The organism is Alistipes sp. DJF_B185 (assembly GCF_964250025.1).
Lineage (GTDB): Bacteria > Bacteroidota > Bacteroidia > Bacteroidales > Rikenellaceae > Alistipes > Alistipes finegoldii.
In genome coordinates this window covers 20,143-42,039 of the sequence record NZ_CAXUDY010000005.1, presented here as the reverse complement: position 1 = coordinate 42,039, position 21,897 = coordinate 20,143, and the positions used below count along the sequence as shown (strand labels likewise).

Genomic DNA, 21,897 nt, shown 5'->3' with positions numbered 1-21,897 from the left:
AATGAAAAGTAGAAATATCTTTTTCGCGGCCCTTTGCGCCGCCGTTTTGGCCGGCTGTTCGTGCCCTTCGGCCGGGCAGCGATCCCCTCAGCGTCCGTCGGACTATGTTTCGACATTGGTAGGCTCGCAGTCGGATTTCACGCTTTCGACGGGCAATACCTATCCTGCCGTCGCTCTGCCTTGGGGTATGAACTTCTGGACGCCCCAGACCGGTAAGATGGGCGACGGCTGGGCCTATACCTACGGGGCGCACCGAATCCGGGGCTTCAAGCAGACCCATCAGCCCTCGCCGTGGATCAACGACTACGGCCAGTTCGCGCTGATGCCCGTGCGCGGGAATGATAAGCTGGACGAAGAGTCCCGCGCGAGCTGGTATTCGCACCAAGCCGAGGTGGCGAAGCCTTACTATTACAAGGTCTATCTGGCCGACCACGACATCCGCGCCGAGATCGCCCCGACCGAACGTGCCGCGATGATGCGCTTCACCTTTCCCGAAAGCGACGAGTCGGGCGTTGTGATCGACGCCTTCGACCGCGGTTCGCAGATCGGCATGCTCGACGCCCGCACGATCGTGGGTTACACCACGCGCAACAGCGGGGGCGTTCCTGATAATTTCCGCAATTATTTCGTCGTGCGTTTCGATACGCCGTTCACCGCCGTCGAACTGACCGACGCCCCCGGCGAGTACGAACCCGGCAGCAGCCTGCTCTATCCTGACGGCAGCAAGTCGGTGACGGGCGGACACGCCGTGGCGAAGGTGCACTTCCCGACCCGCCGCGGCCAGCAGGTCTGCGCCGCCGTGGCTTCGTCGTTCATCTCGCCCGAACAGGCCGTTCAGAATCTCAGGGAGCTGGGGACCGACGACTTCGAGACCGTCAAGTCCAAGGCGCAGGAGCGCTGGGACGAAGTGCTGGGCCGCATCGAGGTCGAGGGCGGCACCGAAGAGCAGATGCGCACCTTCTATTCGTGCCTGTACCGTTCGGTGCTTTTCCCGCGTAAATTCTATGAAGTGACCGCTTCGGGCGAAATCATGCACTACAGCCCCTACAACGGCGAAGTGCTCCCCGGCTACATGTATACCGACACCGGGTTCTGGGACACGTTCCGCAGTCTGTTCCCGCTGCTCAATCTGGTCTATCCTTCGGTGAACGCCGAAATCCAGCAGGGACTGGCCAACACGGCCCGCGAAAGCGGCTTCCTGCCCGAATGGGCCTCGCCGGGCCACCGCGGCTGCATGGTGGGCAACAACTCCGCATCGGTGGTGGCCGACGCGCTCCTCAAGGGCGTCACGCCCGAAAAGGAGTGGCAGACGCTCTACGACGCCATGATGCACGCGCGCACGAACGTCCACCCCGGCGTCTCCTCGACCGGACGTCTGGGGCACGAGTATTACAACCGGCTGGGATACATTCCCTACGACGTGAAGATCAACGAGAATGTCGCCCGCACGCTCGAATACGCCTACGACGACTGGTGTATCGCGCAGGTGGCCCGCAAACTGGGTAAGACGGAGGATGCCGCGGCGCTTGAGGAGGCTTCGCGCAACTACCGCAACGTATTCGACAAGACGACCAAGCTGATGCGCGGCCGCAACGAGAACGGGGAGTTCCAGTCGCCGTTCAGCCCCTACAAGTGGGGCGACGCCTTCACCGAGGGCAACGCATGGCACTACACATGGTCGGTGTTCCACGATGTGCAGGGACTTGCCGAGCTGATGGGCGGCCGGGAAGGATTCGCCGAAATGCTCGACTCTGTGTTCGTCGTGCCGCCGATCTACGACGACAGCTATTACGGGACCCGCATTCACGAGATCACCGAAATGCAGGTGGCCGACATGGGCAACTACGCCCACGGCAACCAGCCTGCGCAGCATATGATCTACCTGTACAACTATGCGGGCCAGCCGTGGAAGGCGCAGTACTGGACGCGCGAGGTGATGGACCGTCTCTATTCGTCCAAGCCCGACGGCTACTGCGGCGACGAGGACAACGGCCAGACCTCCGCGTGGTATGTCTTCTCGGCCATGGGATTCTATCCCGTATGTCCGGCTTCGGACCAGTATGTCATAGGGTCGCCCCTGTTCCGCAAGGCGACCGTGAAACTGGAGAACGGAAAGAAGATCGTGATCGAGGCTCCGGACAACGCTCCCGAAAACCGCTATATCGGAACCATGAAGCTCGACGGGAAGCGATACGACCGCAACTTTATCCGCTGGTCGGACCTCGTAAAAGGCGCGAAAATAGACTTCGCGATGCAGCCCGATCCGGCGTACAAACGGGGTGTCGGCCCGCAGGACGCGCCCTATTCGCTCAGCCGTGAAGAATGTCGATAATTTGTCAATAGAATCTGACTTTCGGTTTTGAAAATTGGCCGGAAAATACTACTTTTGTAGCGTTGTTTTTACAATTGTTAGGTTAATCCGGACATATCTCATGACCTCCACAGGCAAAATCGATCAACGCGAACGAAAGAAACAACAGGGCCAAGCCGCTGCATTCTATTCGTCGTGCCGACAGCAGGGTCAGAGCGCGCAGTCGCAGGGGCAGCAAATGTCCTGCAGCGGGATGCGCGGATAGATACCAGACCGCCATGACATGCGATGTCGTGGCGGTCTGCTTTTTTGAAAAAACTTAAAACCAAAGGATATGAAGGTCGGTGTGATTATGGGCTCGGTGAGCGATTACGAGGTGATGGCCGACGCCGTCGCCACGCTCGAACAATTCGGTGTCGATTTCGAAAAGCGCGTCGTAAGCGCCCACCGGACGCCCGATCTGTTGTGCGAGTATGCCAAGACGGCCAAGGCGCGCGGTATCGGCGTGATCATCGCCGGTGCGGGCGGCGCGGCGCATCTGCCCGGCATGGTGGCTTCGATGACGACGCTGCCCGTGGTGGGCGTTCCGGTCAAGTCGCGCGCCCTGAACGGGCTGGACTCGCTGTTGTCGATCGTGCAGATGCCCGCGGGCGTTCCCGTGGCCACCACGGCGATCAACGGTTCGAAGAATGCGGCGCTGATCGCCGTCTCGATTCTCGCGTTGCAGGACGCGGAACTCGCGGCCCGGCTCGAAGCGTTCCGCGCCAAGCAGACCGCCGACGTACTTAAAGCGGAACTTTAGATGAAGACGATCGGCATCATAGGCGGCGGCCAGCTGGGGCTGATGATTATCGAACAGGCGCACCTGCTCGGAGCGCGCACGGTGTGTCTCGATCCGGCGGCGGATGCTCCGGCCTTTGCGCTCAGCGACGAGCGGATCGTGGCGGCGTACGACGACCCTGCGGCGCTGGAGGAGCTTTGCCGCCGCAGCGACGCGGTGACCTACGAGTTCGAGAACGTGCCGGGCAGTGTGCTGATCCCGCTTGAGAAGAAATACAACATCCCGCAGGGCTTCCGTCCGCTCTTCGATTCGCAGGACCGCCTGCGCGAAAAGGACAACGCCCGTGCCGGCGGGCTGGCGACGCCCGAATACGCCGCCGCGGACGATGAAGCGTCGCTGCGTGCCGCCGTGGCGAAGATCGGCCTGCCCGCCGTGCTGAAGACCCGGACGCTGGGGTACGACGGTCACGGACAGCTGGTGCTGAAGACCGAGGCCGACATCGAGAAGGCTTTGCCGATGCTCGCCGTGCCCTGTATTCTGGAGCAGTTCGTGCCCTTCGATTTCGAAGCCAGCGTCGTGCTGGTCTCCGACGGCAGCCATGTCGTCACCTTTCCGATCGGTCGCAACATCCACCGCGACGGCATCCTCGATTTGTGCTTCGTGCCCGCGGAGGAGATGGACGACGAGCTGCGCGGACGGATGATCGCCGCCGGCGAGCGGTTTATGCTGACGTGCGGTTACCGGGGAATTCTGGCGATCGAGTTTTTCGTGAAGGGCCGCGAATTCTTCTTCAACGAAATGGCGCCGCGCCCCCACAATTCGGGACACTATACGATCGAAGGCTGTACGACCAACCAGTTCCGCGAGTTGGTGCGCTTCCTTTTGGGAGAGCCGCTGCAGGAGCCGCGGCTGGTGGCGCCGACCGTGATGAAGAATATCTTGGGACAGGACCTCGAAGCGGCCGAAGCGATCGCCGCCGAAAACCGTCCGGGCGTGCATGTCCGTCTCTACGGCAAGACCGAGAGCCGGCCGAAGCGCAAGATGGGACACATTACCTTCGTGGGCATGACTTCGGCGGAATACGGGGCTGTCTGGGCCGACCGGTTTGTGAAATAGCGGGGCCGGTCCTGCATGCGTCGCCGCAGGCGGACGGGAGGAGCTTCCGGAAGCGGCGGCGAGGACGAAGACCGGCGGAACGGTCGGTAAGGACCGCAGAAACGAATGAAGAATATTAAACGATATAGGATGAAAAACTACCGGATTTTTGTTGAAAAACATCCCCGTTTCCGGGTCGAGGCCGAAAGCCTGCGCCGGGAACTGAACGCCAACCTGAACCTCGATATCCGCGAACTGCGGCTGCTGAACGTTTACGATCTGTTCGGCTTTTCGGAGGAACTGCTCGAAAAGACCCGCTACAGCGTCTTCGGCGAAGTGGTGACCGACAGCGTGACCGATGCGTGCGACCTCGCGGGACAGAAGTATATCGCCGTGGAGTATCTTCCCGGCCAGTTCGACCAGCGCGCCGCGTCGGCCGTGGATTGCGTGCGGCTGATCGACCCGTCGGCCGAGGTGCGCATCCGTTCGTCGAAGCTGTTGCTGTTCGACGGCGCGGTGACCGACGAGGAGATCGCGCGGATCAAACGCTACCATATCAATGCCGTCGAGTCGCGCGAAAAGGACCTGAGCGTGCTCAGCGACATGGAGCAGGCCGAGGTGAAGCCCGTCGCCGTGCTCGAAGGCTTCACGAAGATGACCGACGCCGAGCTGGCGCCCTACTGCGCGCAGTACGGACTGGCGATGAACGCCGACGATCTGCGCGAGGTGGTGAAGTATTTCCGCGCCGAGGGCCGCGATCCCTATGAAACCGAACTGCGCATCCTCGATACCTATTGGAGCGACCATTGCCGCCATACGACCTTCACGACCGAGCTGGAGGGTATTACGGTCGAGGAGTCGTTCGTCAAGGACGAAATCGAAGATTCGCTGGCCCTCTACCTGCGCATCCGGCGTGAGCTGGGCCGCGAACACAAGAGCATCTGCCTGATGGACATGGCCACGATCGGCGCCCGCTACCTGCGCAAGAAGGGGCTGCTGGACGATATGGAGGTGAGCGACGAGAACAACGCCTGCTCGGTCTATGTCGATGTCGACGTGGACGGCCGGACCGAGAAGTGGCTGCTACAGTTCAAGAACGAAACCCACAACCATCCGACCGAGATCGAGCCATTCGGCGGCGCTTCGACCTGTCTGGGCGGCGCTATCCGCGACCCGCTGTCAGGCCGCAGCTACGTCTATCAGGCGATGCGCGTGACGGGTGCGGGCGACATCTACCAGAAGGTGGGCGACACGCTCGAAGGCAAACTCCCGCAGAGCGTGATTTCGAAAAAGGCCGCGGCCGGTTATTCGAGCTACGGCAACCAGATCGGTCTGGCTACGACCCACGTACGCGAGGTGTACCACGACGGCTATGTGGCCAAGCGTCTCGAAGTGGGCGCCGTGGTGGGCGCCGTGAAGGCGGAGAACGTCCGCCGCGAGAAACCCGCTCCGGGCGATAAGATCATCATGCTGGGCGGCCGTACGGGCCGCGACGGCATCGGCGGAGCTACCGGATCGTCGAAAGAGCACAACACCAAGTCGCTGGAGACCTGCGGCAGCGAGGTGCAGAAGGGCAACGCTCCTGAGGAGCGCAAGCTCGAACGTCTGTTCCGCCGTCCGGAGGTGACGCGGCTCATCAAGAAATCGAACGACTTCGGCGCAGGCGGCGTCAGCGTCGCCATCGGCGAGCTGGCCGACGGGCTGGACATTTACCTCGACCGCGTGAAGACCAAGTACAGCGGCCTGAACTCCACGGAGTTGGCCATCAGCGAGTCGCAGGAACGCATGGCGGTAGTCGTCGAAGCGAAGGACGTCGAGACGTTCATGCGCTACTGTCTCGAAGAGAATATCGAAGCCGTCGAGGTGGCCGACGTGACCGACACGGCCCGCATGCGGATGTTCAACAAGGACCGCAAGGTCGTGGACCTCTCGCGCGAATTCATCGACAGCGCCGGCGCCCGGCATTATGCCGAAGCGAAGGTCGGCGAGGTGGAAAACCGCAATCCGTTCGTACGTGAAATCGCCGGCGATACGCTTGCCGCGCGTTTTGAGAATAACCTCAGGGACAACAACGTCGTTTCGCAGCGGGGGCTTGTCGAAATGTTCGACTCGACGATCGGCGCCTCGACCGTACTGATGCCCTTCGGCGGCCGTACGCAGGGCAGCGAGACGCAGGTCTCGGTGCAGAAGCTTCCGACCGACGGCTACACCGACACGGCCAGCATCATGGCCTTCGGTTACAATCCCTTCATCGCTTCGTGGAGTCCCTACCATGGCGCAGCCTATGCCGTGGTGGAAGCCGCGGCGAAGGTCGTGGCGGCGGGTGCGCGCTACGACAGGATGCGTTACTCGTATCAGGAGTATTTCGAGCGCATGACCAAGAATCCCGAATCGTGGGGCAAGCCTCTCGGCGCACTGCTCGGCGCGCTGAAGATGCAGGTCGAGCTGGGACTTCCGTCGATCGGCGGCAAGGACTCGATGAGCGGCACGTTCCAGCATATCAACGTCCCGCCGATGCTGATGGCTTTCGGCATCACGACGGTCGATGCCGGAACGGTCATCTCGACCGACTTCAAAAAGGCCGGCAGCCGCATCTACCTCGTGCGCCATACCCCGGCGGAGAATTATATGCCCGACACGGCGCAACTGAAGGCCAACTTCGATTTCGTGTGCGGGCAGATCGAGAGCGGGAAGATACTTTCGGCGTGGTCCGTCGGATTCGGCGGCGTGGCCGAGGGCCTTGCGAAGATGGCTTTCGGCAACCGGATCGGCGCCGAGGTGACGACGGACGAAAGCAGACTTTACGAATACGCCTACGGTTCGATTCTCGTGGAGAGCGACGGCGAACTGGACTTCCCGGCGGCCGAACTGCTGGGTGCGACCGTCGTCGACGAAGTCTTGACCGTGAACGGCGTACGGATGCCGCTCGACGGGTTGTACGAGGCCAATACCGTGAAATTCACGACGGTTTACCCCGACAAGGGCGAGAACCGTGCCGACGTGATGAGCGCCGAACCCGAACGCCGCACCTTTGCCTATGAGGGCGAAGCCGTCGAGCGTCCGGTGGCCTACCTGCCCGTATTCCCCGGTACGAACTGCGATTACGATACGGCCAAGGCGTTCCGCAACGCGGGAGCCGAGGTGACGACCAGCGTATTGTGCAATCTGGGCGGCGACGACATCCTGCGCTCGATCGCCCAGATGAAGGAGCATATCCGCCGCGCCCATATTTTCGTGCTTTGCGGCGGCTTCTCGTCGGGCGACGAGCCGGACGGCAGCGCGAAGTTTATCGTGAACGTACTTAACAACAAGGATATACGCGAGGAAATTCACGCGTTGCTTGACCGCGGCGGCCTTATCCTCGGCATCTGCAACGGTTTTCAGGCGCTGGTCAAGTCGGGACTGCTGCCGTACGGCCGTCTGGGCATGGTGACGAAGGATTCCCCGACGCTGTTCCGCAACGACGTCAACCGGCATATCTCGCAAATCGTCTCGACGCGCGTCTCGACGCTCAACTCCCCGTGGCTCGCGGGCTTCGAACTGGGCGAGGTGCACTCGATCGCCGTCAGCCACGGCGAGGGCAAGTTCGTCGTCAGCGAGGAGCTGGCCAAGGAGCTTTTCGCCAACGGGCAGGTGGCCTTCCAGTACGTCGATGCCGAAGGCCGCGTGACGGCCGAGGCGCCCTACAACCCCAACGGCTCGTCGTACGCCATCGAAGGCATCGTATCGCGCGACGGCCGGATTCTGGGCAAGATGGGCCATACGGAGCGTTACGGGAAGAACCTTTTCAAGAATATCGCCGGCAACAAGGAGCAGGCGCTGTTCCGCAATGCCGTCGAGTATTTCCGCAAATCGAAATAGTGTAAACCGAAACCATATGCCTATGAAGACCTCTTTTTATCGTTTTGCGGCGCTCCTGCTTTTTGCGGCGGCGCTGACCGCAGGATGCGGCGAGCGGACGGACGACATGCGTCTGCTCTATTGGAATATTCAGAACGGCATGTGGTCGGACCAGAGCAACGGCTACGACAATTTCGTGGCGTGGGTCAAAGGCTACAATCCCGACGTATGCGTGTGGTGCGAGGCCCAGTCGATCTATAAGTCGGGTACGGCGGAGAGGATGGATTCCGTCGATCGCTACCTGACGGCGAACTGGGGTGAGCTGGCGGCCCGTTACGGTCATAAATACTGGTATGTGGGCGGCCACCGCGACAATTTCCCGCAGGTCGTTACGTCGAAGTATCCGATCGAGAACGTGCGGCGGATCGTCGGCCAAGCTCCCGACAGCATCGTTTCGCACGGCGCGGGCTGGGCCCGGATCGTGAAGAACGGCAGGCCGGTCAATATCGTGACGCTCCATACGTGGCCGCAGGCGTATGCCTTTCAGGCCGTGGACCGCGACGCCAGCAAGGCCGAACACGGCGGCGACCGCTACCGGCGCATGGAGATCGAGTATATCTGCTCGCATACGATCGCTACGCAGTCCGACGCCGGACAGCAGTTGTGGATGATGATGGGCGACTTCAATTCGCGCTCGCGCCGCGACAACCGGGTTTACAACTATCCCGACGACGACACGCGCCTGCTGGTGCATGATTATATCGCGGAGCATACGCCCTATGTCGACGTGATCGCGGAGAAGCACCCCGGCGAATTCCACACCACGACCCACGGGCAGAGCCGCATCGACTTCGTCTACTGCACGCAGCCGCTCTGCGAGCGGATCACCCGTGCCGAGGTGATTGCGGACGACTTCACCGAGCCGGTGCGCGATCCGGGCAAGTTGTCGAACTTCTACCACCCCTCGGACCACCGTCCGATTCTGGTGGACTTTGATATGAAATAGAACGAATCAACAAATAAACTTAAAAAACACAAACATCATGAAACAGCTCGAAATGCTCTACGAGGGCAAGGCAAAACAGGTTTTCCGCACCGACGATCCCGAAAAGATCATCATTCACTACAAGGATGCGGCGACGGCTTTCAACAACATCAAGAAGGCTACGATCGAGAACAAGGGCGTGCTGAACAACGCCATCTCGACCCTGATTTTCAAAGAGCTTCAGAAGGCGGGCATCAAGACGCACTACATCGAGACGATCAACGACCGCGACCAGATCTGCCGCAGGGTGACGATCATTCCGCTGGAGGTGATCGTGCGCAACATCATCGCGGGTTCGATGGCGCAGCGTCTGGGCATCGAAGAGGGCACGCAGCCGTCGAACACCATTTACGACATCTGCTACAAGAAGGACGAACTGGGCGACCCGCTGATCAACGACCACCACGCCGTAGCGCTGGGTGCCGTGACCTACGACGAGCTGGATCTGATTTACGCCATGACTTCGCGCATCAACGAGGTGCTGCGGAACATGTTCGCCAAGATGAACATCAACCTCGTGGACTTCAAGATCGAGTTCGGCCGCACGTCGGACGGCGAGATCGTCCTCGCCGACGAGGTGTCGCCCGACACCTGCCGTCTGTGGGACATGTCCACCAACGAGAAACTCGATAAGGACCGTTTCCGCCGCGATCTGGGCAAGGTGCGCGAGGCTTACGAGGAGATTCTTGCCCGTCTGCAGAAAATCGTGGAGTAATGGCGATGCGGCAGATTAGCGACCGGGAGTTGCATGAGGAGTGCGGTGTGTTCGGCGTCTTCGGGGTGCCCGACGCTGCATCGCTGAGCTATTACGGCCTGCATGCACTGCAGCACCGCGGACAGGAGGGCGCGGGTATCGTGGCCGTCGACGAAGGGGGAATTTTCCGCCGCATCAAGGGCAGCGGACTGGTGACCGAGGTGTTCGACGAGGCGAAACTGGCGACGCTCAAGGGAAATACGGCCATCGGCCATGTGCGCTATACGACCGCCGGAGGCGGCGGCATCGAGAACGTGCAGCCGTTTTTGTTCCGTCACAACACGGGCGATTTCGCGCTGGCCCACAACGGCAACATCGTCAATTCGGCCCTGTTGCGCGAGTATCTGGAGAACAAGGGCAGTCTGTTCCAGTCCACGTCGGACAGCGAGATTCTGGCCCACCTGATCAAGAAGGAGACCCGCTACCACGACCGGCCGCGCATCTTTTCGATCATCGATGCGCTGAACATGCTGGAGGGGGCGTTCGCGTTCCTGATCATGACCGCCAACCGCATTTACGCCTGCCGGGACAAATACGGCCTGCGTCCGCTGGCCATCGGCCGGCTGGGCGACGGCTATGTCGTGTCGAGCGAAACCTGCGCGTTCGACGTGCTGGGTGCCGAGTTCGTGCGCGACGTCGAGCCGGGCGAGATCGTGACGATCGACAGGCAGGGTATCCGCAGCCGCGACTACTCGATGTACAAGCGCTGCGAGATGTGCTCGATGGAGTATATCTACTTCGCCCGTCCGGACAGCGACATCGACGGCTGCAACGTCCACGCCTACCGTAAGGAGTCGGGCCGTCTGCTTTTCAAGGAGTCGCCGGCCGAGGCGGATATCGTGGTCGGCGTTCCCGATTCGAGTCTCAGCGCGGCGATGGGCTACGCCGAAGCGAGCGGCCTGCCGTACGAAATGGGACTCATCAAGAACAAGTATATCGGCCGTACGTTTATCCAGCCTTCGCAGGAGCTGCGCGAGAAGGGTGTGCGGATGAAGCTTTCGGCTGTGCGCAGCATCGTCAAGGGCAAGCGCGTCGTGCTGGTGGACGACTCGATCGTGCGCGGCACCACTTCGCGCCGCATCGTCACGATGCTCAAGGAGGCCGGGGCGACCGAGGTGCATGTGCGCATCGCCAGTCCGCAGATGACCCATCCGTGTTTTTACGGCGTGGACACTTCGACGCGCGACGAGCTGATTTCGGCCCGCAAGGACCTCGAAGGCGTACGCGAGGAGATTTGCGCCGATTCGCTGGCGTTCCTGACGCCCGGCGCGCTGCTCAAGGCCGGCAACCGCAAGGAGCTTTGCATGGCCTGCTTCACGGGCGAGTACCCCACGGCGCTGTACCAGTCGGTCGATGAGGCGAACAAAGATGTAAAATGTTAAGTAAACCATTCAAGTAGACTATAATGGCACAGAGTTATGAGAAGGCCGGCGTAAACCTCGAAGCCGGATACGAAGTGGTGCGGCGCATCAAGAAGCACGTCGCGTCGACCTCGCGTTTGGGCGTGATGGGCAATATCGGCGCCTTCGGCGGCATGTTCGACCTTTCGGCGCTGAACGTGAAGGAGCCGGTGCTGGTGAGCGGCACCGACGGCGTGGGCACCAAGCTCAAGCTGGCGTTCGAGATGGACAAGCACGACACGATCGGCGTCGATGCCGTGGCCATGTGCGTGAACGACGTGCTGGCGCAGGGCGCGGAACCGCTGGTGTTCCTCGATTACGTGGCCGTGGGCCACAACGAGCCGAAGAAGATCGAAGCCATCGTCAGCGGCGTGGCCGAGGGCTGCCGTCAGGCCGGCTGCGCGCTGGTGGGCGGCGAGACGGCCGAGATGCCGGGCATGTATGCGCAGGGCGAGTATGACATCGCGGGCTTTACGGTCGGCGTGGTCGAGAAGTCGAAACTGATCGACGGCTCGAAGGTCAAGGCGGGCGACGTGCTGGTCGGCATCGCGTCGAGCGGCGTGCACTCCAACGGTTTCAGCCTTGTGCGCAAGATCGTCGCCGACAACTGCTTCGACCTGCACGAGGTATATCCCGAACTGTCGAACAAACTGCTGGGCGAGGTGCTGCTGACTCCGACCAAAATCTATGTCCGGCAGGTGCTGGAGGTGATCCGCAACTGCGACGTACACGGCATCAGCCACATCACGGGCGGCGGATTCGACGAGAATATTCCCCGCATCCTGCACGACGGGCAGGGACTCGAAATCGATGAGGGCGCATGGGAGATTCTGCCCGTGTTCCGCTTCCTCGAAAAGTACGGCAAGGTGGCGCACCGCGAGATGTTCAACATCTTCAACATGGGTATCGGCATGGTCATCGCCCTCGATGCGTCGGAGGCGGACAAGGCCATCGGCATCCTGACCGCGCAGGGCGAAAAGGCCTCGGTGATAGGACGTGTAACCGACGCCGAAGGTGTCGTAATCCGCTAAGGCCGTGCGACGCCTCGCAGTCTTCGCCAGCGGCAGCGGCACCAACTTCGAAGCCATCGTCTCGGCCTGCGAGCAGGGCGTGACCGGGGGCGAGGTGGTGCTCATGGTCTGCGACAAACCCGGAGCGCGGGTTGTCGAACGCGCTGCCGCGCACGGTGTCGAAACGTTTGTCTTCGCGCCGAAGGAGTACGCTTCGAAGGCCGATTACGAACGTGAAATCGTGCGGCTGCTCGATGCCGCGGGCGTGGAACTGGTTTGTCTGGCGGGGTATATGCGCATCGTCGGCGACGTGCTGCTGGAGACTTACGGAGGACGGATCGTCAATATCCATCCCTCGCTGCTGCCGGCGTTCCGCGGAGCGCATGCCATCGAACAGGCGATGGAATACGGCGTCAAGGTGTTCGGGGTGACGATCCACTATGTCGATGCGTCGCTCGACGGCGGACGGATCATCGCCCAGCGGGCCTTCGAGTACGACGGTGACGACATCGAAGAGCTGGAAGCCCGGATTCATGCGGTGGAATATCCGCTTTACGTAGAAACGATAAAAAAACTGCTCGATCCATGAGTGTCGCATTCAATACGCTCGAATCGCTGATCGACCGGCAGGCCGTCGCCTTTATCGGCTCGGTCGATGCCGAGGGTTTTCCCAATATGAAAGCGATGCTGGCACCGCGCATACGGGAGGGGCTTGAGATCTTCTACTTTACGACCAACACCTCGTCGATGCGTGCGGCGCAATACCGCCGCAATCCCAAGGCGGCCGTCTATTTCTGCGACGGAGCTTCTTTCGAGGGGCTGATGCTCCGCGGGACGATGGAGGTGCTGGAGGACGCTGCGAGCCGGCGGCTGATCTGGCGCGAAGGCGATACGGAGTATTATCCGCAGGGCGTGGACGATCCGGACTACAGCGTACTGCGGTTTACGGCGGTGGAAGGCAGGTATTACAGTAATTTTCATTCGGAAAATATCGAAATAAAATAGTAACAAATGAGAGCATTGATAAGTGTCAGCGACAAAACGGGTGTCGTTGATTTCGCCAGGGGCCTGCGTGCCCTGGGCTGGGAGGTGATCGCTACGGGCGGCACGATGAAACTGCTGGCCGACAGCGGTGTCGAGGTTATCAACATCAGCGACGTAACGGGATTTCCCGAAATCTGCGACGGCCGCGTCAAGACCCTGCACCCCAACGTACACGGCGGCCTGCTGGCCCGCCGCGACGATCCCGAACACCTGAAGGCGCTGAAGGAGAACAACATCGAATTTATCGACATGGTCTGCGTGAACCTCTATCCGTTCCGGGAGACGATCTCGAAGCCCGACGTGAAGATGGAGGACGCCATCGAGAATATCGACATCGGCGGTCCCTCGATGCTGCGTTCGGCGGCCAAGAACTGGGCCGACGTGACGGTGGTCTGCGATCCTGCGGACTATGCGCAGATTCTCGACGAAATCCGCGCCGGCGGCAACACCGAGAAGGCCACGCGCCTGAAGCTCTCGGCCAAGGCCTATACCCATACCGCCGAGTACGATTCGATGATCGCGACCTACATGCGTGCGCAGGCCGGGCTGAACGAGAAGCTATTCCTCGAATTCGACCTCGTGCAGTCGCTGCGTTACGGCGAGAACCCGCACCAGTCGGCCCGATTCTACCGCGAGGAGAAAAAGGTTCCCTATTCGTTGGCTTTTGCCAAGCAGCTCAACGGCAAGGAGCTGTCGTACAACAATATTCAGGATGCCAACGCCGCGCTGTGCATCGTGCGCGAGTTCGACAAGCCGTTCTGCGTGGGTCTGAAGCATATGAATCCCTGCGGCGCGGCGGTAGGAAAGGATGTCGTGGAAGCGTGGACCAAGGCCTATGAAGCCGACAAGGTGTCGATTTTCGGCGGCATCGTGGCGACGAACCGTACCGTTACGAAGGAGGCGGCCGAGCTGATGAAGCCGATTTTCCTCGAAATCATCATGGCCCCCAAATTCGACGAGGGCGCGCTCGAAGTGCTTTGCACGAAGAAAAACCTGCGGCTGCTGGAGGTCGATATGGAGCAGGGCGCCGTCGATCCGAAGCAGTATGTCAGCGTGAACGGCGGTCTGTTGGTGCAGGACCTCGACGTGGAGACGAAGAGCGTGACGGCCGATATGTGCGTGACGGCGGCGAAACCCGCAGCGGAGCAGATGGACGACATGAACTTCGGCTGGCATATCGTCAAGCATGTGAAGTCGAACGCCATCGTGGTCGTGAAGGACGGCCGGACGCTGGGCGTCGGCGCAGGCCAGATGAACCGCATCGGTTCGGCCGAGATCGCCCTCAAACAGGCGCATGCCGCGGGCGTTACCGAAGGGCTGGTGCTGGCTTCGGACGGCTTCTTCCCCTTCGACGACTGCGTGACGCTGGCCGCCGAATACGGCGTGACGGCGATCGTGCAGCCGGGCGGTTCGGTGCGCGACGAAGATTCGGTCAAGAAGGCCGACGAGAAGGGCATCGCCATGGTATTTACGGGCGAAAGGCATTTCAAGCACTAAAGCGAGCTTTAGTGCTTGACCATGCGGCTAAACTAAATTGATAATCCTCCTAATCCCCCTTTGATAAGGGGGACTTTGGATAAAGATTGTCAGATTTGTCGCTTGATTCATCTGTGAAAAACTGGATGTTTTTTGAAATTTCTTTGAAAGAACGGATAAAATAAACGAATATGAAAGTTCTGGTAATAGGCGGCGGCGGCCGTGAACATGCGATCGTAGACGCCCTCGCACGCTCGGCGCAGGTGGAGAAAATCTGGTGCGCCCCCGGCAATGCGGGCATTGCGGCGCAGGCCGAGTGCGTGGCGATCAAGGAGACCGAGGTGGAGAGACTGCGCGACTTCGCAGCGGCCAACGAAATCGGCCTTACGGTCGTGGGTCCGGAGGTGGCGCTGGCGGCGGGAGTCGTCGATGCGTTCAAGGCCGCCGGGCTGCGGATCTTCGGCCCGACGAAAGCCGCCGCACGGATCGAATCGAGCAAGGAGTTCGCCAAGGACCTGATGGCCAAATACGCTATTCCGACGGCGGGGTACCGCGCTTTCACGGAGTATGCCGAAGCGTTGGATTACGTGGCTTCGCGTCCGCTTCCGGCGGTGTTGAAGTACGACGGGCTGGCGGCCGGCAAGGGCGTAGTGATCGCCGAGACGCAGGAGGAGGCCGACGCCGCACTGAAAGACATGCTGCTCGACGACAAGTTCGGCGAAGGCAAGGTCGTGGTCGAGGACTTCCTCACGGGACCCGAATTTTCGTTCATGTGTTTCGTGTCGGGCCGCAAGGTGTGGCCGATGGCGCTGGCGCAGGACCACAAGCGGGCCTTCGATGGCGACAAGGGGCCCAACACGGGCGGTATGGGGGCCTATTCCCCGCTGCCGTTCGTTACGGCGGAGGATGAGCGGTATGCGCTCGAAAAGATCCTGCAGCCGACGGCCGACGCGATGGTCGCCGAAGGGTGTCCGTTCGAAGGGGTGCTGTACGGCGGTCTGATGAAGACTCCGCAGGGGATCAAGGTGATCGAGTTCAATGCTCGTTTCGGCGATCCCGAAACCGAGGTCGTGCTGCCGCGCCTGAAGAGCGATATCGTCGATATCTTCTGCGCCGTGGCCGACGGAGCGGATACGCGGCTCGAATGGCATGATTTCGCGACGCTGGGCGTCGTATTGGCGTCGAAGGGCTATCCCGGCTCCTATGAGAAGGGACACGAGATCAAGGGACTCGACCGGGTCGGAAGCGCTGTGTACCATATGGGCACGAAGGCCGACGGCGGCCGTATTCTGACGGCGGGCGGCCGTGTGCTCTTCGTCGTTGGCAAGGGGGCGACGCTGGCCGAAGCCCGTGCGAATGCGTTGAAGGACGTGGCGCAGATCGAATGCGACAATCTTTTTTACAGGACCGATATCGGGCACTGGGCATTTGAAAAATAGTTGGGAAATATGATAATCAGCGGAAAAGAACTTTCAGCGAAACTTAAGGCCGAAATGGCCGCCGAGGTGGCGGCGATCGGCGAAAAATACGGCCGGGTGCCCCATCTGGTCGTGATTCTGGTGGGCGAAGATCCCGGCAGCGTGTCGTATGTGACGGGCAAGGCCAAGGCGTCGGCCGAGGTGGGGATTCGCAACACGACGATCCGCAAGCCGGAGACGATTTCGGAAGCGGAGCTGCTCGGCATTATCGCCGAATTGAATGCCGACGCAGAGGTGGACGGTATTCTGGTGCAGCTGCCCCTGCCGAAACATATCGACGAGGACAAGGTGATCGAGGCGATCGACAAGGCCAAGGACGTGGACGGCTTTCATCCCCTGAACGTGGCGGCTTTGTGGCAGAAACAGCCCTGCACGCTCCCCTGTACGCCGAAGGGCATCATCAAGATGCTGAAGGCCGCAGGCGTCGGGATTGCGGGCAAGGAGGCCGTGGTGATCGGCCGCAGCAATATCGTGGGGCTTCCCGTGTCGAAACTGCTGCTGGATGAGAATGCTACGGTGACGATGACGCACAGCCGCACGCGCAATCTGCCGGAGGTGACACGCCGGGCCGATATTCTGGTCGTGGCGATCGGCCGGCCGAAATTCGTAACGGCCGACATGGTGCGTGAAGGCGCCGTGGTGATCGACGTGGGTGTAAACCGCGATCCTGAGACCGGGAAGTTGTGCGGCGACGTCGATTTCGCCGCAGTCGAGCCGAAGGCTTCGGTCATCACCCCCGTGCCGGGCGGTGTGGGGCCGATGACGATTTGCTGCCTGATGGAGAATACGATCGAGTGTTTTCTGCGGCGGATGGGCCGGAAATAGATGATGAATGCCTGAATCGGGTTTTCCCGGTTTGGGACAAGCATTCCGATAAGATAGGGTCCGTGGCCGGACCGAAATGCCCCGAAGCTTTCGCTTCGGGGCATTTGTTTTCCTGCGGGACAAACTGCGTCTTGCCTTTGCCGTTATCTCCGTGCCGCTGCGCAGGGATTGGTGTCGTGTGCCGTGTGCGGCGGCGGACGGCTTTCGCTGGGTTTTGCGTGCTGTCTTTATCCTTTTTGCTGGTGTTGGTATACATTTGCGTCCACGGGCTGTCTGTTGTAGTGCGACTTGGTATACAAAAAAGTCCTTTTGATGGGCTTTAGCAGTTCTTGGAGTACATCTGCAGGGGATTGTGCTTACCTTCGAATGTCACAATGAACGAAATTGTGTGTGCGAAATTAAACAATTCGGATCGGTGTGAATATTTGCGACCTTTTTTGATGGAACAATAAGGATTGCCCGCTTAATTCGTCCTGCGAGTTGCAGACCGTCCGGAAAATACGTACACTAATTTAAAAAAATCTCAACAATGAAACGTTTTTATTTGGTTGCTGCCCTTGCAGCGACAGCGATGGCTGCGGCCTTTTTTACTTCGTGCGACAAGCAGGAGGAAGTTACCCCCCCCCAGCCTGAAAGCGCGGCATTAGGATTCCAGTCGGTTGTTACTGCAGGTCTGGAGACCCGTGCGGCAGGCGATCCGACTCCGCTCAATGCCTCGTTCAAAATCAATCTCGACACCAATGATGCTTATTCCACGGCTGTAAATAATCAGGAAGTTAAATATACGGTTGGCAGCGGCTATTCGATTTCTCCCGCGATTTATTTGTTGAAATCTTCCCGGAATATGGTCGCTTGGGCTCCGGTCGGCATCGAACCCGATGCCGAGGCTGCTCCCAATGTCTTTACGCTGAATCCGGGGAATACAACTGCGGCCGTCGATTTTGTATATCAGGAGAATACGGAGGTGAATTCAGGTAAGTGCACGGATCTGGCATTGACTCTGAAACACGCTTTTGCAAAACTGACGTTTACGTTGAATGCCACGAACTACCCGTTCAGTGCGCCGAGTCTTTCGTCGCTCGTGGTCAAGGGAACTCCCGGAGTCTCGACAATAGATATTTCAAACGGTTCTTATTCGACTGTTACAGATGCCGACCTGACGGTGGTCAGTACGGCTACTGACTTTACGAGTCCGAATGCCGTTACGGCATTGGTCCTTCCCAAAGCTGCAGCTTCGTTGACACTCGATTGTACGCTCGACGGGACTGCGTATCAGAATATCGCAGTCAAGGATATTGCCAAATTGGATGCCGGCGCGAATTATAACATTACGATAAACATAACGGGAACGGAGATATCGGTCTCCGGCGTGCAGGTCCCGGACTGGACTGCCGGCGGTAACGGTTCGGCAGATCTGAAATAAGGGGACTGTCCGTTTGCCCCGACCGTAAACATGAAGGGAACTGTCTGCAAGGACAGTTCCCTTTTTATTGTAAGAGCCGTTGCCGGAATCTGCTCCGGATGCGCTATTTTTTCTTATAGTAACTGCATTGCAGCGTTTCGGGCATCGGGGCCGAGGCATCGCGGCGCCAGACCATCGCAAGGTCTTTCGACGGGTCGCCCGTGCCGAAGTCGAAGCCGTCCGGCGAAGCGAAAGTTACGGGAATCGCGCCGGAGAATCCGTATGCGGCGTAGAATCCGCGCAGCCACTCCTCGCTGGGGATCAGCAGCGCCGCGTCGTCGCCGCGATCGGCGATCAGCCGCATCGCTTCGCCCATCAGCTTGCCGGCCAGTCCCCGGCGGCGGAATCCGGGAGCCGTCGCCACGCCGTAGATATAGGTCGTGCGGCCCAGCTGGCTTTCGAACGGCAGCAGATGGAGCATCGCCGCCGTGCGGCCTTCGGATTCGGCCGTGAGCATGCGGCTGCGGCTGTAGTAGCGTATCAGGAACGAGTCGATGAACTGTTCGTCGTCGCCGAAGGCCGCGGTCCACAACTCTTTGCAGGCGATTTCGTCGGGGTGCAGGTGGATGGCCGTGAATTTGTGCTGGATGACGGCGGGGTGGTAGGAGAGTTTCGACTGGCGCAGACCGTCGATGCCGAGGTCCTCCTCGCGGTTGATCAGCGTGAAGCGTTCGGGCAGATGCTCGGCGAAGAGTTTGTTGATGATCGTAAAGGCTCCGTCGTAATCGGTATCGGCCTTTTCGACGTGGGTGTCGAACGTGTGCTCGTTGACTGCCGAGCCGAACGTAAAGGCGACCAGCTTGTCGCCGACGTAGATGCAGCCGCCCAGCATTTCCAGCTCCTCGAAGTGGTCGAAGGCCCGCTGCATGGCCCGCTGCTCGGCGCAGAGTTCCGAGGTGTGTCCCTCGTGCGCCCGGCGCCATTCGCGTTCGAGCTGCATGCACTCCGCGAAACGGTCGCGCGTCAGATTCTCGTACCGGAAGTCGGGGTATTCGGACATGAAGCGGTTGATGTGGTTGCGCTTGGGCTGGTAGCGGCGGCCCGTCAGGTTGCGCAGGTCTTCGGCGTTGTAGACGTAGTCTTCCAGGGCGCGGTCCGATTCGAATGCGAAAAGTCCCGCGTGCATGTTGCGGATCATCTCGCGGCCCTCGTCCGTCAGGCCGATGATGCGCAGACGCTGCCCGTGGGCATGGGCGTCTGCGCGCAGGGCAGGGATGATGCCCGCGAAATCGCCCTCGCCGACGGGCTGCATGTAGCCGATCTTCTCGCTGCCGCCGATGTGGAAGCGGATGACCAGAAAGCCGTCGATCACGGCCCATGCGCTATGGTACATTGCCTGCCAGCAGTACATGTTGGCGAATGCGAGGTCGCAGTTGAGGATGCCCGAAGGCATGGTATGGCGCTCGATGATCTGTTTGTCTTCGAGGCGTACGGGTTTGAATTCAATCATCGGGGGTGTAACTCTTGCGTTCGATATGGCTGTAATACTGCTGGATCAGCGCCCGGAACGACTGCATCAGGCTGTCGGCGGCGGGGGTGACCGGGCACTCCTGAACCTGCGCTCCCGAATCGTCGAGCACGACGGCGCCTTCGCCGGTCAGCGCGCGGAACTTCCCGTCGTACGACACCGACCAGCGTGGCCGCTCTGGCTCGTTCAGCACGTCGCGTCCGAAGGCGAAATAGGGTTCCTCGCTGCCCACGAGACCCAGCACCGTGGGCATGATGTCGAGCTGCTGCACTACGTCGCCGACCTCGCCCCGCAGCGCGCCGTCGGGCGTGTACATGAAGCCTATGATGTGGTAGTTGCCGGGGTAGGTGCGGGTCACGGGTGCGAATTTTTCGGACGATACATGATCGGCCACGAATACAAAAACCGTGCGGCGGAACCACTCTTCGCGGCCGAAGCGTTCGAAAAAGAGGCGGAATGCGTTGTCGTCGTAAGCCACGCCCTTGTGGATTTTGGTGTAGCCGTCGGGCAGCGTGTTTTCGTATCGGGCGGGTACGACGAACGGATGGTGCGACGAGAGGGTGAAGAGCGTGGCGAAGAAGGGTTCCGGGGTTTCGGAAAGCTCCTCGCCCATGAATTGCAGGAACGGTTCGTCCCAGATGCCCCAGTAGCCGTCGAAATCCTCTTTGCCGTGCCGGGCTTCGTAATCCTCGCGGCTGACGAGCCGCTCCACGCCGGCCGAACGGGCATAGGCGCCGAAGCCCATCGAGCCGCGCTCCGAACCGCAGAAAAATGCCGTGGCGTAACCTTTGTCGCGCAGGATGGCCGGCAGCTGCCGGCTTTCGCCCAACGACTGCGGCATCAGCACGAACGGCGTCTTGAACGACGGGATGCTGCCCAGTACCGACGGCATGGCCTGAATCGAGCGGGTGCCGTTGGCATACATCCGTTTGAAGCACAACCCGCTGCGCATCAGCGAGTCGAGGAACGGCGTGAAGCCTTTGGTCTTTCGGTCGGCATAGATTTCGGGCATCAGGTGCGCCGAATGTTCGGCTGACATGCTCTCCATAATGAAAATCACGACGTTGCGGCCCGCGAGGTTTACGGCCGTGCTGTCTGCCGGCCGGTGGACCGGTGTGAAGCGTCGCGGCAGCTCTTCGGGCGGGAAGAATTTCCTGTAGCTGACGCCGCCCGCACTGCCGATGGTGCGCAGGATGCAGAACGGATTGCTCAGAATCAGGTTGGCCTTGCCGCTGTCCGCAGTGTAGAGCGTGGCGTTGGAGAGGGTGATCGGCCGCGTCATGCGGGTCATGCCGCCGCGCATGCCGGCGATGCAGAGTCCGGCTGCGACGACGAAAATCGCCGTGCCGCCCGCATAGTAGCCCCAGCCCCGGCTCAGGAGACTCTCTTCGCGTATCTTGCGGCCGTAGCCCCACACGAGCAGGGCGGTCAGGGCCGCCGCCGCAATGACCAGATACCAGTTTTCGGCCATGAATTTGCCGACCAGCTGCAACGAGTTGCCGTTGTCGGCGAAGAAGATTTCATCGGCGGTGAACCGCTTCTGCGTGTAGCGGAAATAGACGCAGTCGGCCATATTGACCGCTACGACCAGCACGGCGTTTACGACGGCATAGTACCAGAACAGCAGACGGCGGTACCACTTGCGTTCGCGCGCGTGCAGAGGCAGCAGCGAGAGCAATACGAACACCCCGTCGGCGTAGACGACCGACGCGGTGTCGAATTTGAGCGAACCCGCCAGCAGCTGCCCCAGCTCTCCCCAGCTCAGCGGTCCCAGCAGCTGCGCGTTGTAGAGATAGAAAATCACGCGGCAGAGCATCAGCACCGCGTAAAGCAGTGCAATGCGCCGCAGCAGCATGGCCGTGGGGGTGTGCAGCAGGCGTTTCATGTTCCGGGGTGTTTTCGTGCGCG

General features: G+C 60.5%; 16 protein-coding genes. 14 read left to right on the top strand and 2 right to left on the bottom strand.

What is annotated here, in order from left to right; genetic code table 11:
* Position 1: 1 nt before the first annotated feature.
* From ACESTR_RS07975 to ACESTR_RS07910, 14 genes are all read left to right on the top strand, one after another.
* Positions 2 to 2,332 (top strand): GH92 family glycosyl hydrolase, encoded by a 2,331-nt coding sequence (locus tag ACESTR_RS07975; RefSeq protein WP_130062427.1) that lies wholly within the window; start codon positions 2 to 4, stop codon positions 2,330 to 2,332.
* A 313-nt stretch (positions 2,333 to 2,645) separates the two neighbouring features.
* Positions 2,646 to 3,113 carry a 5-(carboxyamino)imidazole ribonucleotide mutase gene (purE, locus tag ACESTR_RS07970; protein WP_009597424.1) on the top strand — a complete coding sequence of 156 codons (468 nt, stop codon included), beginning with the start codon at positions 2,646 to 2,648 and terminating at the stop codon, positions 3,111 to 3,113.
* Entirely contained in the window at positions 3,114 to 4,208 is a 1,095-nt protein-coding gene (purK, locus tag ACESTR_RS07965; RefSeq protein WP_227042468.1) for a 5-(carboxyamino)imidazole ribonucleotide synthase, read from the top strand.
* A 129-nt stretch (positions 4,209 to 4,337) separates the two neighbouring features.
* The gene (locus ACESTR_RS07960; RefSeq protein WP_302576126.1) at positions 4,338 to 8,048 is read left to right on the top strand and encodes a phosphoribosylformylglycinamidine synthase; all 3,711 of its coding nucleotides are present in this window, start codon (positions 4,338 to 4,340) and stop codon (positions 8,046 to 8,048) included.
* A 22-nt stretch (positions 8,049 to 8,070) separates the two neighbouring features.
* Positions 8,071 to 9,033 (top strand): endonuclease/exonuclease/phosphatase family protein, encoded by a 963-nt coding sequence (locus ACESTR_RS07955; protein ID WP_227042466.1) that lies wholly within the window; start codon positions 8,071 to 8,073, stop codon positions 9,031 to 9,033.
* Between the two features lie 37 nt (positions 9,034 to 9,070).
* On the top strand, positions 9,071 to 9,787 hold the full coding sequence (gene purC, locus ACESTR_RS07950; RefSeq protein WP_130062422.1) for a phosphoribosylaminoimidazolesuccinocarboxamide synthase: 717 nt from the start codon (positions 9,071 to 9,073) through the stop codon (positions 9,785 to 9,787).
* Positions 9,787 to 11,208: an amidophosphoribosyltransferase gene (gene purF / locus ACESTR_RS07945; protein WP_302268891.1), complete on the top strand. Its 1,422-nt coding sequence runs from the start codon at positions 9,787 to 9,789 to the stop codon at positions 11,206 to 11,208. Before purC ends, purF begins: the two co-directional genes overlap by 1 nt.
* Before the next feature lie 23 nt (positions 11,209 to 11,231).
* Positions 11,232 to 12,257, top strand: a complete 1,026-nt coding sequence (purM, locus tag ACESTR_RS07940) for a phosphoribosylformylglycinamidine cyclo-ligase (protein ID WP_022043513.1) — start codon at positions 11,232 to 11,234, stop codon at positions 12,255 to 12,257.
* A gap of 4 nt (positions 12,258 to 12,261) precedes the next feature.
* Complete coding sequence (purN, locus tag ACESTR_RS07935) at positions 12,262 to 12,825, top strand: phosphoribosylglycinamide formyltransferase (protein WP_373179073.1); 564 nt, start codon at positions 12,262 to 12,264, stop codon at positions 12,823 to 12,825.
* The gene (locus ACESTR_RS07930; protein WP_279065796.1) at positions 12,822 to 13,241 is read left to right on the top strand and encodes a pyridoxamine 5'-phosphate oxidase family protein; all 420 of its coding nucleotides are present in this window, start codon (positions 12,822 to 12,824) and stop codon (positions 13,239 to 13,241) included. Before purN ends, ACESTR_RS07930 begins: the two co-directional genes overlap by 4 nt.
* 6 nt (positions 13,242 to 13,247) lie before the next feature.
* A complete protein-coding gene (purH, locus tag ACESTR_RS07925; RefSeq protein ID WP_373179072.1) occupies positions 13,248 to 14,777 on the top strand; it encodes a bifunctional phosphoribosylaminoimidazolecarboxamide formyltransferase/IMP cyclohydrolase in 1,530 nt (509 codons plus the stop codon).
* A 170-nt stretch (positions 14,778 to 14,947) separates the two neighbouring features.
* Positions 14,948 to 16,195 carry a phosphoribosylamine--glycine ligase gene (gene purD / locus ACESTR_RS07920; RefSeq protein ID WP_227042463.1) on the top strand — a complete coding sequence of 416 codons (1,248 nt, stop codon included), beginning with the start codon at positions 14,948 to 14,950 and terminating at the stop codon, positions 16,193 to 16,195.
* A gap of 9 nt (positions 16,196 to 16,204) precedes the next feature.
* Entirely contained in the window at positions 16,205 to 17,059 is an 855-nt protein-coding gene (gene folD, locus ACESTR_RS07915; RefSeq protein ID WP_227042462.1) for a bifunctional methylenetetrahydrofolate dehydrogenase/methenyltetrahydrofolate cyclohydrolase FolD, read from the top strand.
* Between the two features lie 529 nt (positions 17,060 to 17,588).
* On the top strand, positions 17,589 to 18,482 hold the full coding sequence (locus ACESTR_RS07910) for a fimbrillin family protein (protein ID WP_315976075.1): 894 nt from the start codon (positions 17,589 to 17,591) through the stop codon (positions 18,480 to 18,482).
* 103 nt (positions 18,483 to 18,585) lie between these two features.
* Here ACESTR_RS07910 and ACESTR_RS07905 read toward each other — a convergent pair whose 3' ends face one another.
* Both ACESTR_RS07905 and ACESTR_RS07900 read right to left on the bottom strand, forming a co-directional pair.
* On the bottom strand, positions 18,586 to 19,971 hold the full coding sequence (locus ACESTR_RS07905; protein ID WP_130062418.1) for a GNAT family N-acetyltransferase: 1,386 nt from the start codon (positions 19,969 to 19,971) through the stop codon (positions 18,586 to 18,588).
* Positions 19,964 to 21,874, bottom strand: coding sequence for an LTA synthase family protein (locus ACESTR_RS07900; RefSeq protein WP_278506223.1), 1,911 nt, complete (start codon positions 21,872 to 21,874; stop codon positions 19,964 to 19,966). The genes ACESTR_RS07905 and ACESTR_RS07900 overlap by 8 nt, the downstream gene beginning before the upstream one ends.
* Positions 21,875 to 21,897: the final 23 nt, after the last annotated feature.

Bases quoted from the DNA above. Each gene is read 5' to 3' on its own strand.
- purK (WP_227042468.1), top strand. From the start codon at position 3,114: ATGAAGACGATCGGCATCATAGGCGGCGGCCAGCTGGGGCTGATGATT.
- ACESTR_RS07930 (WP_279065796.1), top strand. From the start codon at position 12,822: ATGAGTGTCGCATTCAATACGCTCGAATCGCTGATCGACCGGCAGGCC.
- purD (WP_227042463.1), top strand. From the start codon at position 14,948: ATGAAAGTTCTGGTAATAGGCGGCGGCGGCCGTGAACATGCGATCGTA.
- ACESTR_RS07960 (WP_302576126.1), top strand. From the start codon at position 4,338: ATGAAAAACTACCGGATTTTTGTTGAAAAACATCCCCGTTTCCGGGTC.
- ACESTR_RS07955 (WP_227042466.1), top strand. From the start codon at position 8,071: ATGAAGACCTCTTTTTATCGTTTTGCGGCGCTCCTGCTTTTTGCGGCG.
- purM (WP_022043513.1), top strand. From the start codon at position 11,232: ATGGCACAGAGTTATGAGAAGGCCGGCGTAAACCTCGAAGCCGGATAC.
- purE (WP_009597424.1), top strand. From the start codon at position 2,646: ATGAAGGTCGGTGTGATTATGGGCTCGGTGAGCGATTACGAGGTGATG.
- ACESTR_RS07900 (WP_278506223.1), bottom strand. From the start codon at position 21,874: ATGAAACGCCTGCTGCACACCCCCACGGCCATGCTGCTGCGGCGCATT.
- ACESTR_RS07975 (WP_130062427.1), top strand. From the start codon at position 2: ATGAAAAGTAGAAATATCTTTTTCGCGGCCCTTTGCGCCGCCGTTTTG.
- ACESTR_RS07905 (WP_130062418.1), bottom strand. From the start codon at position 19,971: ATGATTGAATTCAAACCCGTACGCCTCGAAGACAAACAGATCATCGAG.
- purF (WP_302268891.1), top strand. From the start codon at position 9,787: ATGGCGATGCGGCAGATTAGCGACCGGGAGTTGCATGAGGAGTGCGGT.
- folD (WP_227042462.1), top strand. From the start codon at position 16,205: ATGATAATCAGCGGAAAAGAACTTTCAGCGAAACTTAAGGCCGAAATG.
- purC (WP_130062422.1), top strand. From the start codon at position 9,071: ATGAAACAGCTCGAAATGCTCTACGAGGGCAAGGCAAAACAGGTTTTC.
- ACESTR_RS07910 (WP_315976075.1), top strand. From the start codon at position 17,589: ATGAAACGTTTTTATTTGGTTGCTGCCCTTGCAGCGACAGCGATGGCT.
- purH (WP_373179072.1), top strand. From the start codon at position 13,248: ATGAGAGCATTGATAAGTGTCAGCGACAAAACGGGTGTCGTTGATTTC.